A 12,007-nucleotide genomic window follows, 5' to 3' on the forward strand; every position below is an offset into this window, starting at 1 on the left:
TCAGCCCTTGAATTCTTCATTTGTCCGCGAAAAATCCGGCGATCCCAGTTGACGGACGCACCAGTCCTGTGCACCATTAAGAGGTTCAACATCGCCCGAGCCGGTGCGGACAATCATGGAGGAGGATAGCGGATGGCGTTCCAGATCATTTCGCGGCGCGTGCTGGCGTCGACTACCGCATTGGCTGCGCTGATCACCGCTTCGGCAGCTTATGGCCAGGCCAGCGCAACCGACGCACAAGCTTCGCAGGAGCCCGCCCCTTCTCCGCCGGCGCCGCTTTCCGATGCTTCGGCGGGGGATATCATCGTTACCGCCAATCGCCGCGCCGAGCGCCTGAACGATGTGCCGCTCGCGATATCGGCAACCTCGGGCGAACAGCTCAACCGGCAGAATATCGTCAATCTGCAGAGCCTGCGTACGATCGATCCCAGTCTCAATTATCGTGTCAGCACGGGCTCGGGTTCGTCTGCCTTCTCGATCCGCGGCATTGGCACCTCGAGCTTCTCGAGTGGGATCGAACAGAGCGTCTCGACCCTGCTCGATGGCGTGGTGCTGGGCGATCCTTCCGCGCTGCAGACACTGACCGATGTCGAGCGAGTCGAGATCCTGCGCGGACCACAGGGGATGTTGTTCGGCAAGAACGCGTCCTCGGGCGTGGTTGCGATCTACACCAACAAGCCGCGTTTCGACAAAAGCGAAGGCATTTTCCGCATCTCGCTCGGCGAGAATAACGAACGCATCGCGCAGGTTGTACTCAACGCACCACTACGCGATAATCTCGCCGTGCGCGTGACCGGGGTCTACAATCATCTCGGCGGCTGGATCTACAGCCCCGTCCTGAAAGACGATCTCAACGCGATCGACAATAGCGGCGTCACCGGTAAAGTGTTGTGGGAGCCCACGCCGGACATCTCACTGCTGTTATCGGCCGACTATAATTTCACCAACGAGTTCTGCTGCCAGCAAGTTCTGCGTAGCGTACCCTGGGCGGGAAGCCCGTCGGCGATCGTCAATGCGAAATACGGCATTGTTCCATCCTCGCGCAATTTCGACATCGCCGCCGATGGGCGCGGCGCGGGCTTCGGTCGTGCCGGCGGCGCGTCGCTGACCTCCGACATCAAGTTCGGGGAATATAGCTGGACGACGATCCTGTCCTATCGCGAGAGCCATCGGCAGAATTTTTACGATGCGGATTTCGTCGATTACAATTACGTCAATTACAATGGTGGCGACACGCGCAACAGAAATTTCAGCGGTGAAACGCGCATCGCATCGCCGGTCGGCGGCTTCGCCGACTTCGTCGCCGGGCTGTTCTATTATCATTCGAAGAATGATGGCCTGATCGGCTCGACCGGCTACTTCCCCAATTCCCCCAACCTTGCGCCTGCCACTCTTCCGGTCGGATCGATCCTGCAGACCAGCGCCAGTCGCGCCGTGGTGAAGAACAACAATTATGCCGCGTTCGGGCAAGTCAATTTTCACCTCGCACGGGGCCTCGAACTCTCTCTTGGCGGGCGCTACACGGTCGACCGGCTCGGCCTGGTTTACACCTCGGGCTCGCTGCTCGATCCGTCCTTACCGCTGCGCTTTGGTTATCCGGCGACCGGTATTCCGTCAGTCGGCTACGTCGGCTTTGACGGGCCTTACGTCACGCCGTGCGTGCGCGCCACGGTGCTGCCAGCGCGGCCCAATTGCTTCGATGCTATCCGCCAGTCGAACGATGCGGAGAATTTCTCCTATCGCGCTAGTCTGAAGTACGAATTCCTGCCTGACATCATGGCCTATGTCACTTATGCGCGCGGCTATAAGGGGCCGGGCTTTAGCGGGCTTTCGATCACGCCGTCGAACATCATCAATGGCACCGCCGACCAGCGCGTCGCGCCAGAAATCCCGCACTCGATCGAAATTGGCGCGAAAGGCGATCTTTTCGATCGCAAGCTCTCATTTAATATCGCGGTGTTCCGCACTCGTTACGAGAATTTCCAGGCGCAGGTCTCGACGCCTCAGAACGGTCAGTTCGTATCGCGCATCGCCAATGCCGGCCAAGTGACCGTTAAGGGCATTGAATTCGGCGTCTCGATTCATCCGGTGCGCGATGTATCGTTCGACTTCGGTGGCACCTATCTGAAGGCGCGGTTTGGCGATTTCCCCGGCGTGTCGTGTTATAGCATCTATGCCCCGACCCTGGCCAATCCGGCGGCGACGGTGCCACAGCCGGGCTGTGTCGGCGGGTTGATCAACGTGCGTGGCAACAAGGTCGATAACGCGCCGGAATTTCAATATTATATTCGCGCCGCCTGGGAGCCGAAGGAATTGTTCGGCAGCTTCACCGGCTTCGTTAATGCCGACTGGTCGCATCGCAGCAGCGTGTTCTATTCGGCGACCAACAATCCGCTGACCTTCCAGGAGGGTTATGGCCTCCTTGGCGGGCAGATCGGCATCGGCGCGGATGACAATGGCTGGCGCGTGTCGCTCTACGGGAGCAATATCCTTAACAAGATATGGGCTGCCAACCTTAGTGCATCGCCCACGCCGGCGATCAATCCCGGTGGATCGATCCAGTTCTTCAGCCCGGATTCCTTCCGTCACGTCGGCATCAAGCTGGAGGCGCGCTTCTAGGGCGTCGTTGCCGCTGGCCGTACTTTGTGACAATTGTCCAGGCATGACCCGGACCGATCCTGTTAGTTTCGTGACACGTGCGGTGCTCTTGCGTCGAGTCTGGGACGATCCATTGACGATGGTCGCCAGCGAAATCGGCTTGAGCGCCAACGGACTCGCCAAATTATGCGACCGTCTGGGAATTCCGCGGCCTCGACGCAGCTATTGGCTGCTGCCGGAGACCGAGCGCGCCCGGCTCCGGCCCACGCTGCCGCCGGCGCCTGCCGGAGTTAACGAAGAAATCGTCCTTGGTGAACGCCCGCAGCCGCGCCGTGATCGCACGCGCCTTTCGCTCGACGATCGCCGTCGTCAGCTGATGGACGAGGCCGCCGGAATCGCCGTCACCGAGGGTGTGCAGGAAGTGAGCATGAAACGTCTGGCCCGCGATGTCGGGATCAGTGAGGCGCAGGCGCATAATTGCTTCGCGCGGCGGCTAGACCTGCTGATTGCGCTCGCCCGGCGCGAGATCGCTGAGGTCGAGGCGAGCCGGCGTGGCGTGGTCTCTCGGGGCACCAACGTGCTGACCAACATCGTTCTATCGACGACCAACTATCTGCATGAGGCGCAGGCGCGTGGGCCATTGCTACAGGCGTTGCTGATGGTGCCGGAGGTGCGCGCGGAACTGCGCGACGAACGCACCAAGATGGCACACGAGGTGCGCCAGCCGATCCTCGAATCAATGATGACCCGTTATGGCATCTCCGAGGCAAGGGCGATGGGCACCAACGCGATCATCGCCGCGATATGCCTGCGCGCGGGCAGCTTGATCTCATCGCACAAAGTTAGCCTCGAAATGGCGGAACGGCTGTGCCTGCCAATCGTCATCGCCGGCGCGCGCAGCAATGCATCGGCGATGCGCAACAATCTGGATTAACGCGTCGGGCGCAACGCGGCGATGCTGCTCGCGAGCAGGCGGTGATTGAGTTCAATTCCCTCGTCGAGCGTCAGCGCTCCTTCCACGACCAGCCGCCCCGCATCGCCCGGGATGACCGCGAGCAATTGCACTAATGTCAGTGCTTCTTTCGCCCCCATACGCAATTCTGCCGCGATCGCGCGCGCGAGCAGTCGATAGATTTTGGCGCGGAATGCCGATGCGGCGCCGCCCAGTTGACGCGCGACCGAGGCCTCGCGCAGCACGACTTCGATCGCCATGCCATTGGCTGCAATGTGCCGCAGGTAAATGTCGGCGCACTCGATGCAACGATCGAGGATCGCCCCGTCAGTCGCCGCGCTCTCGATTCCCGCTGCGCGCAGAGCAGCGATGTGGCGATCAAGCACGGCTTCGAGCAACCGGTACTGGTCCGGGAAATAAGCATAGACCAAAGCGCGACTGGCGCCCGCCGTCTCGCCGATCGTCTTCATCGAGATCACTGCCGATCGTGTCGCGGTAAGGTGCGCATCGGCGATGTCGAGCATCTCCACGATCCGATCGGACGCACGCTTGCGCGTCGGTCGGCCCTCGATTGGAACATCGATAACTCGAAGATCGGAAATGATCGGACGTCTCGCAGTGGTTATGGAGCGATCATGCCCTGACACGCGGTCCATCTCAAGTGCCTGTCGGCCGAGTATGGTTTGTTGACCTCCACTCCAGTTTGAATCCATAATTAGGTAGGGATTCCGGTTATCGACCTTATCGAGTAGCTCTCCTCAGTTCGCGCGTCACCGGTAAGCGGGGCGTTTTTTTGTCGCTTTGCCCAAATTTGCCGAGAGCACCAATGCCGCAGCCGCTGCATCGTCATGCCGCAACGCCGGCAACGATGTTTTGTTTGACTCACGCACTAAAAGAGTCACATATTCGTCCTGCCGAGCAGGTTTGGCACCGGTTCGGAAATATTCATGCTGGAGAGGATTTGCCCATGACGTACGCGAAAGGCCGCATCATTAATGACGCCGATGCCCATACGATGGAAACCAACGAGTGGCTCGCGCCCTATCTCGACGGCGAGTTGCTGGAGCAGCTCGGCGAACTGTACGGCACGCCGGATCCGGGCAAGCGTATCCTTGGCATCATCGACACCGCGCGCCAGCGCAAGGTCGATGTTGCGAAGGACGCGGAGGCACGTGAGAACATCATCGCCGGAACCAAGGGCTGGGGCGGATATGGCGCGTTCGACAAGGAAGAACGCGTGCGCGCACTCGACTGGCTCGGCTTCAATAGCCAGCTGGTCTTCCCGACTTTCGGGCTCGGCCTCGTCAAGCGCGCCAGGAACGAAGATTCGCTGTATCGCGCGGTCCATGCTCTCAATCAGGCGCAGGCGGATTTCTGCAAGGCCGATCCGCGCATGATCTTCGTCGCCTTCACCCCGCTAGACAATCCGCAAAAGGCGCTGGCGATTCTGGAACAGGCGATCGAACTCGGCGCCGGCGCGGTGATGTTTGCGGCTAACGCGCCGGGTGGCAAGGCGTCCCCTGGTCATCCCGACTTCGACCCCTTCTGGCAGAAGCTGACCGATCACGATCTGCCGTTCATGCTGCATATCGGGCCGGGCACGATGAAGCAGCCGGTGGAGTATCACAATAATGGCAAACCACGCGCGCCGGACCTGCATGGCGGCGGAGAGAATCTGCGCTTCGGGGACTATCTGACGCTCTGGTACGCACCGCAGATGTTCCTGACCGCGATGGTCTATGACGGCGTGTTCATGCGGCATCCAAAGCTGCGCGGCGCGGTGCTCGAAGCTGGCGCCGGCTGGGTGCCCGATTTCCTGCGCCAGCTCGACCATGGCCACAGATCGTTCAAAAAGACCGATCCGAACCTGCAGGCAATGGACATTCTGCCGTCCGAATATATCCGCCGGGCGATGAAATTCTCACCCTTCCCGGACGAGAATGTCGGGCTGATGATGCGCGATGGCGGCGCGGACCTCTTCTTGTTCACCTCGGATTATCCGCATCCCGAGGGCACCCGCGATCCGATCGGCAAGTTCGAAAAGACGATGGGCGACATGGACGAGGAGGCGAAGGACCGGTTCTATCGCCGCAACTACGAACAGCTGATGGGCTGGGACGTGGCCGAAAAGGTCGCGGTGGCCGCCGAGTAATGTGCTGGGGGGCGGGCGGTGATTGATCGACCGCCCGCTTGCCTCTTTTTCGAGCCAGCATAGTTGCGAGGTGAGATGACCGCTTCTGCCATCGTCGACTCTACCCCCGGAACGCCGCCTGGCGCCGCGATCCCCAGCTTCGTCAAGATTTTCGTCAGCGATCTCGATGCCGCTAAGACCTTTTATGCCGCCGCATTCGCATTCGATGACGCCGAACGTTATTCGACGCAGCAGTTCGATGAAATCGTTCTCCGCCCACACGGCGCGGAGAACGGACCACGCATCGTGCTGTGTTGCTGGAAGGATGGCCGGGCGCTGGAGCTCGGCAATGCTCGCGGCCCGATCGGCCTCCGCGTTCAGGACGTGGCGCGGGCCTATCAATGCGCGATTTCTCATGGCGCAAGCCCCGTGCTGAAGCCGGTGATTTACAGCGGAATGGTGTTCGCGGTCGTTCGAGATGCCGACGGTCATTCGCTCGAATTGATTGCCGCGGTCAAAAGCTCGGTCGACCCAGGCTGATCGCGATCGCTTTGATAGCCGCATGTCCGAAAGCAGCCTGACCGCTCGCCGCGAATTGAAACGGGAACTTGCTTCAGCGTGGCGCAAATGCTGAGGACTTCCCTTCACAACTACAAAATAGCTTGGCTTCCGAGGGGGCCGCTTGTCACTGTCGCAGGGTCTTTGTTCGGGAACGGGCAGTCATGCCGGTCTGGGATCATGCGCAATGTCCGCATGAACTGATGACTGAGTTTATTCGCGCTTCGCCTGACAACCTACGCACGTACGTACGTGCAGCCGAGTGTCCTGCGGCGCGTGGCCGGTACCTCCTCTCCGCAATCCTCGCATTCGTCGTGGCCTTAGGTCGGCAGGCGAGCGCGAGCTCTCAGTACCGCATCGGTAATGCTGTCATTGATTTGATTCTGAACGGCACCATCGGGCGCTCAGCCATTGAGAAATCCAAGGGATACTTTACCAAACCTCGTTCGGAGAGGGTCACCTAGGGTGATGGCGTCGGGAGAATCGGATGTTCGGCTTCGGCAAAAAGCAGCAGACTAAGACGGCCAAGATATACGAGCTGACCTTTTTCCCGGATGGAGCGGTCATTGAAAATCGGTGGTTCGACGCCGATCCGGGCACATTGCGCCGTCCCGGCGAGGGCAAGGTCGTGCAGGAATTCCGGGTCGGTGGATCCGCCTGTCGACTGGACGCGACCCGCCGCAATGGTGACGCCATCTTCTCAATGTGGAGCGATGACCGGATCGTCACCTCCTCCTTGTTCCTGTCGTCCAGCGATACTGCCTTGAACGACCAGCTCACCGGGCTCTATCTGGACAGTATCCGGCAAACCGACCTCGTGCGGCAGCTGACCCAGGGGATGGATGCGCCCTTCCAGGAAGTCTCCCGCGCAGCCGAACGTCCCTTGCTGGTAACGCTACTGATGCCGGCTCCCTCAGCGGAATTGACCGACACGCTGATTGAGTATCAGCGGCAATGGGTGTCAGCCTTGATCGCATAGCCAATGCCAGGTCAGCACCGGCGCTCATCTGAGAGCCCACCTGAGGTGGCCCCTTAAATGACCTGACGGCGCCCCGCTCTTGGATAAGAGTGAGGCATATGTTCAGCGCCGGAGGCGGTGGACACCGGAGGAGAAGGTCCGGATCCTCGAGGAGACGCATCTGCCGGGGATGAGCGTGTCACTCGTCGCCCGCCGGCACGGCATCGGCGGCAATCAGACCTTCACCTGGCGTCGCTTGATGGCACAGGGTGCGCTGACCGCTGCGGCAGCGGGCGAGGAGGTGGTCCCGGCGTCCGAGTACCGCGCGCTCGAGGTGCAAGTGCGCGAACTGCATCGGCTGCTCGGCAAGGGGGCCATGGCGAACGAGCTGCTCCGCGAGGCTGTGTCCCGGGCCGCAGGTCCAAAAAAACTGCTGTTGCGCTCGACCTCGTTGCCAAGGGATGGTCTGTGACTGCCGCAGCCGATGCGCTCGGCATCGCGCGCCCGCCGCTAGCGGACGCCGAGCAGGTTGCCGACATTCGCGCGCGCGTCGCCGATCTCCCCACCGATGGCTATCGCCGCGTCCATGCTTTGCCACGCCGTGAGGCAGAGAAGACCGGGCGCGCAGACCCAATCCAAAACGCGTCTATCGTGTCATGAAAGTGCACGCCCTGCTGCTCCAGCGTGACGGTGAGCGCGCCGAGGAACGCCGTCATGACGGTCGCGTCGCACTCGCAACACCTGACGATGTTCCGACGGGCTCGAAATCGGCTGCGACAATGGCGAGAAAGTGCGCGTCCCGCGCCGAAGCCGCCAGCATGGGTTCGAGTCCAGAAATAATTTGGGGGCCTATTTGGGCCTATTCTGCGATCGCAGAGCAAAGTCGCGTTCATTACAATAGCTTAGTGGGTAAGTTCGAGTCCTGTAAGCGCACCAGCCGCTCGCGGGGAAATTCACAAATGAGAGCTAAGTCGGATAGGGTACGCCGATCGGATCGCATTGATTTGCACCGAAATGGACGTTCTCCACCAGCAGTAACTTATTGAGCCCGCTGGCCGTTGAGCTATGCTGCCACGCGATAGGCGCTCGCCGCCGCCACGGTCCGTGACGGGCCTGCTGCGCCGGCACCCGACGTCGCGGCATCCGCCGTTTCATCATCATCACCGTCTTCATCGCCCTCCCGCGGCGCCAGGCCCGTCGCGCGCTCTCGCTCTGCTCCATGGGCCACCGACGGGTAGGTCTGTTCCATACTCTGAACCGGCGGCGGGCTTCACCCATCGTCGCCCCTTGCGCCAGCACAACCCCGTTTCACGCTCGCCAATAATTTCACGCACTGGCGATGGGCGGCGTGTCGGCACAGAGTCCGCCTACCGACTCTGGGTCACCCAGAACGGCTCCTTGATAGACAGGACTGTTTTTATCGGTTTCTAGAGGGCAGCGTAACGGCCTCTTGATCGTCAGTATTTCAGTGGGGATCGGCTCCATCTATAAGCCTCACGGCATTTCCAGTTGACACATCTGTATTTTTACATGACCTCGTTCAGCGATATGGAGTCAAAAAAAGGGGAGAGCTAATGGTGCAAGAAAGTTTGGCCCGGGCCAGGATTGGCCGCAAAGGTGCTTTGTGGATTGCAGCGAGCGCCGTTGCGATCGGAGCTGCCGGTTCAGCCAACGCCCAAGTCGCGCCACCGACGGCGACGCCCCGCCAAGCGCCGGCGACGCCGGATATCGATCCGGAGCGATATGACTCGTCGGACATCATTGTTACCGCGCGCAAGCGCGAGGAGAGGCTGAAAGACGTACCGATCAGCATCACCGCTTTCACGGGCGATCAACTGACGGCTATCGGCGCGGAGAACTTCGAAGACTATGCCAATCGCGTGCCTGGTCTTTCGTTCAGCACGCGCGGCCCGACCAGCAGTCGAACGGAAGGGGTGACCTTGGGAATTCGCGGCGTCAGCGGAGGTCTGAGCGACCCTCCTGTGAGCTTCTATATCGACGACACACCGGTCGGAAGCGTGAATCTCAAGCTATTCGACATCGATCGGATCGAAGTGCTTAAAGGGCCGCAGGGCACCTTATACGGTGCGCGCGCGATGGGAGGACTCATCAAGGTCGTGACCCGCAAAGCCGACCCAAGCAAGTTCGAGGCGACGGGCGGCATCGAGCTGTCGAACACGAAAAATGGTGGCTTCAATTATCGCGGCGATGCCGCGATCAATCTTCCCATCGTCGCTGATCATCTTGCGCTGCGGGTCACTGGCTATGGCGTATTCCGCGATGGTGTGATCGATCGTTTGCCCGGTGCTCAGAATCTCCCGGCTCCCTATCCAACGAGCCTGCCGGGAAGCGGCCTGATCAAGAATGAGGATGATGAGAAAACCTATGGCGGGCGCGCGTCGCTCGCTTATACGCCCGATAGCGGTCTTCGTATCACGCTTGGCTATATTTATGAAAAGGCCCGGCTGGATGGCCGCTCCGAGTGGGATCTGCCACTGAGCAATTCGCTGGATCGACCGCTGACGAATGGCGGATTCGCTGCTGAGCCGAGCCAGGCGGAGTTCAGCAACGCTTCGCTGGCGGTCAACTATGACTTCGGCGACATCGCTACTCTAACGAGCAACACGTCTGAGACCTGGTACAAGACCGTCAACAACGAGGACTTCACCTATTTCCTCAAATCGACGCTCGCCGGCTTTGGGGCGGGCTGGGACACGCCCACGGTGAATATCACTAAGTCCCGTCGTAATGTCTTCACGCAAGAAGTGCGACTGGCTTCGCTTGGCCATCATATGTTCGACTGGCAGGTGGGCTTTTTCTATCAATATTCGCGCCAGACCGGGACCTTCTACTGGAATGCACCGGGCGTCGCGGATGCGATCAACAATGCGCTGGGATTCCAGTATGCGACGAGTGATCTGCTGATTGATCAGCGCGGGGTGACGACCACCCGCGAATATGGCGCCTTCGCAGAGCTTAACTGGAATATTTCCAGTGAGTTGACGGCAAGCGCGGGCGGGCGCTATTTCAAGAATAAATTCCACAACGCCGATCTGCGCGCGGGTCTATTCGGATCGCCCCCGAGCTATTTGTCTTCCGATAGCGACGGGATCAATCCACGCTTCGCGCTATCGTACAAGCCGAGCAGAGACCTGCTTTTCTACGCGTCGGCCACGAAAGGGTTTCGCCGCGGCGGCGCAAACAATATCGTCGCAATCCCGCCATCGTGCGACGCTGAAATTCACGCGCTGGGCTATAGCAGTGCTCCGGCGACCTTTGAGTCCGACAATTTGTGGCAGTATGAGCTTGGTGCGAAGGGGGGCACGGCAAACGGCGCCCTCACATTCGAAGCGGCCGGGTTTCGCACCGATTGGCGGAATAAGCAGCAGAATATCTTCCTGCCCCAGTGCGGCTTTAGCCTAGGCGCGAACATTGGACGCTCGACGATCGACGGTTTTGAGCTTGCTACCACCCTTCGCCCATCCGAACGATTTTCGGTCGATATCACGTTAGGATATCTGGATGCGCGCGTGGCCGAAGACACGCCGCAGGCGAATTCCTTCAAGGGAGACCGGCTGCCGTTGACACCGCGCTGGACGGCCACGACAGGCCTTGCATACGAAACCCCATTGTCGGCGCGCGTTTCCGGGTTCGGGCGCGCGGATCTCGTTTTCCGTGATAAACTGGTCGAGCCGACCACGAATCATACACTTGAAGACTTCGCCACGATCAATTTGCGGGGCGGAATCAAGTTCAACGATTACACGCTGACCGTCTTTGTAGATAATCTGACCAATAAGCTGGGGCAACTCGACGCGGTGGGCAGCAGCCTGCTTATCGGGCAAACCGGGGCGCTACGCGTTCACACATTGACCCCCCGCACCATCGGCGCGGAGCTTCGGGCGAATTTCTAAGGTCGATCCCGGAAATGGCCTGGGCCTGGCGGGTTAAACGCCGATATCTCGACGGGCTTGCCTGTCGAGATATCGGGCGCGATCAATTCCCGGCGTCGGCCGGCAAAGGCGTCTCGCGGTACAGCCGGCCACAGAGCGCGCCAAGATAATCCTCAAGTTCCTCGCGCCGCGCTTTCTTCGTCTGCTGTTCGTGCAGCCGCATGCCATAATATCCAATCTGGTGAAAATAGTAGATGCGCGCGCGCATCGAAGCTTCCTTGCCATCATAACCGAGCGTTTCGAGAAGCCTGGTGAGATCGGCCATGCGCTGTTTGTCGACGCGGCGAACGGCGCGAGCGGCTTTGGGTGAATTGCGCGCCCAGTCTCGGACGGCAAGGTCGAGCTCCGGATTGAAGTGTCGCTCATCTTGCAGTCGCGATGACATCGTGATGATCGCCAACTTCGCCTCCGACTGCGTCGTCGGCTGTTCATCCAGCGATATGAACAGATTCTTCTCTTCCCACCGCTTCAACAGACAGTCGAGTAAATCCTCGCGATCCTTGAAATAGTGATAAAAGCTGCCACGCGTTACACGGATGCGCCGAGAAACACGGTCGACCTTGACTTCGGATGCGCCGGTTTCGATCAGCATGGCCTCGGCGGCTTCAATCCAGTCTTCTGCCGAAGCCTTTGTCGCCCTGCCCGTCATGCGCCCTCCCGAAAATGCTTGACGGCTCTATCCCGTTCGAATGGTCTTTTCCAGTCGCACACGGGCTGCCGCTGTAGCGCAAAAGTTCGAGAGGTCGCATCAGATTGGCGGGATATGCCGGACCCCATCCGCGAACGGCCCAAGCTGCAAGTCGAGGATGGGTAGCGGTAGGATCCTGTAGTTTTTTGGGCCCTTGATGGCTGGTGCG

10 protein-coding genes are annotated in these 12,007 nt (G+C 60.1%); 8 read left to right on the forward strand and 2 right to left on the reverse strand.

The features are described from left to right. Positions 1 to 132 precede the first annotated feature (132 nt). Positions 133 to 2,619: a TonB-dependent receptor gene (locus G4G27_RS21905; protein ID WP_183110589.1), complete on the forward strand. Its 2,487-nt coding sequence runs from the start codon at positions 133 to 135 to the stop codon at positions 2,617 to 2,619. A gap of 43 nt (positions 2,620 to 2,662) precedes the next feature. Next, the gene (locus G4G27_RS21910; protein WP_183110590.1) at positions 2,663 to 3,532 is read left to right on the forward strand and encodes a TetR/AcrR family transcriptional regulator; all 870 of its coding nucleotides are present in this window, start codon (positions 2,663 to 2,665) and stop codon (positions 3,530 to 3,532) included. On the opposite strand, the gene G4G27_RS21915 is transcribed toward G4G27_RS21910, so the two are convergent. Continuing rightward, positions 3,529 to 4,074, reverse strand: a complete 546-nt coding sequence (locus tag G4G27_RS21915) for a TetR family transcriptional regulator (protein WP_183110591.1) — start codon at positions 4,072 to 4,074, stop codon at positions 3,529 to 3,531. The two genes, G4G27_RS21910 and G4G27_RS21915, sit on opposite strands and share 4 nt — an antisense overlap. Before the next feature lie 443 nt (positions 4,075 to 4,517). Here G4G27_RS21915 and G4G27_RS21920 point away from each other — a divergent pair, with 443 nt between their 5' ends. The 6 genes from G4G27_RS21920 to G4G27_RS21945 all read left to right on the forward strand — a co-directional run bounded on the left by G4G27_RS21920 (position 4,518) and on the right by G4G27_RS21945 (position 11,111). Next, positions 4,518 to 5,702 (forward strand): amidohydrolase family protein, encoded by a 1,185-nt coding sequence (locus tag G4G27_RS21920; RefSeq protein ID WP_183110592.1) that lies wholly within the window; start codon positions 4,518 to 4,520, stop codon positions 5,700 to 5,702. Between the two features lie 75 nt (positions 5,703 to 5,777). Beyond that, positions 5,778 to 6,221, forward strand: a complete 444-nt coding sequence (locus tag G4G27_RS21925) for a VOC family protein (RefSeq protein WP_183110593.1) — start codon at positions 5,778 to 5,780, stop codon at positions 6,219 to 6,221. A 505-nt stretch (positions 6,222 to 6,726) separates the two neighbouring features. Continuing rightward, positions 6,727 to 7,218 (forward strand): hypothetical protein, encoded by a 492-nt coding sequence (locus G4G27_RS21930; protein WP_183110594.1) that lies wholly within the window; start codon positions 6,727 to 6,729, stop codon positions 7,216 to 7,218. Between the two features lie 79 nt (positions 7,219 to 7,297). Continuing rightward, on the forward strand, positions 7,298 to 7,669 hold the full coding sequence (locus G4G27_RS21935; protein ID WP_183110595.1) for a transposase: 372 nt from the start codon (positions 7,298 to 7,300) through the stop codon (positions 7,667 to 7,669). Beyond that, positions 7,666 to 7,857, forward strand: a complete 192-nt coding sequence (locus tag G4G27_RS21940) for a hypothetical protein (protein WP_183110596.1) — start codon at positions 7,666 to 7,668, stop codon at positions 7,855 to 7,857. Before G4G27_RS21935 ends, G4G27_RS21940 begins: the two co-directional genes overlap by 4 nt. A gap of 914 nt (positions 7,858 to 8,771) precedes the next feature. Beyond that, positions 8,772 to 11,111, forward strand: a complete 2,340-nt coding sequence (locus G4G27_RS21945) for a TonB-dependent receptor (protein WP_183110597.1) — start codon at positions 8,772 to 8,774, stop codon at positions 11,109 to 11,111. An 82-nt stretch (positions 11,112 to 11,193) separates the two neighbouring features. Here G4G27_RS21945 and G4G27_RS21950 read toward each other — a convergent pair whose 3' ends face one another. Further along, positions 11,194 to 11,799: a TetR/AcrR family transcriptional regulator gene (locus tag G4G27_RS21950; RefSeq protein ID WP_183110598.1), complete on the reverse strand. Its 606-nt coding sequence runs from the start codon at positions 11,797 to 11,799 to the stop codon at positions 11,194 to 11,196. Positions 11,800 to 12,007 lie beyond the last annotated feature (208 nt).

It is taken from the genome of Sphingomonas sp. So64.6b (assembly GCF_014171475.1).
Taxonomy (GTDB): domain Bacteria; phylum Pseudomonadota; class Alphaproteobacteria; order Sphingomonadales; family Sphingomonadaceae; genus Sphingomonas; species Sphingomonas alpina_A.

What these genes read in the sequence shown, in the direction of transcription:
- G4G27_RS21950 (WP_183110598.1), bottom strand. Translation starts at nt 11,799, where the DNA reads ATGACGGGCAGGGCGACAAAGGCTTCGGCAGAAGACTGGATTGAAGCC.
- G4G27_RS21925 (WP_183110593.1), top strand. Translation starts at nt 5,778, where the DNA reads ATGACCGCTTCTGCCATCGTCGACTCTACCCCCGGAACGCCGCCTGGC.
- G4G27_RS21915 (WP_183110591.1), bottom strand. Translation starts at nt 4,074, where the DNA reads ATGCTCGACATCGCCGATGCGCACCTTACCGCGACACGATCGGCAGTG.
- G4G27_RS21905 (WP_183110589.1), top strand. Translation starts at nt 133, where the DNA reads ATGGCGTTCCAGATCATTTCGCGGCGCGTGCTGGCGTCGACTACCGCA.
- G4G27_RS21920 (WP_183110592.1), top strand. Translation starts at nt 4,518, where the DNA reads ATGACGTACGCGAAAGGCCGCATCATTAATGACGCCGATGCCCATACG.
- G4G27_RS21930 (WP_183110594.1), top strand. Translation starts at nt 6,727, where the DNA reads ATGTTCGGCTTCGGCAAAAAGCAGCAGACTAAGACGGCCAAGATATAC.
- G4G27_RS21945 (WP_183110597.1), top strand. Translation starts at nt 8,772, where the DNA reads ATGGTGCAAGAAAGTTTGGCCCGGGCCAGGATTGGCCGCAAAGGTGCT.
- G4G27_RS21910 (WP_183110590.1), top strand. Translation starts at nt 2,663, where the DNA reads ATGACCCGGACCGATCCTGTTAGTTTCGTGACACGTGCGGTGCTCTTG.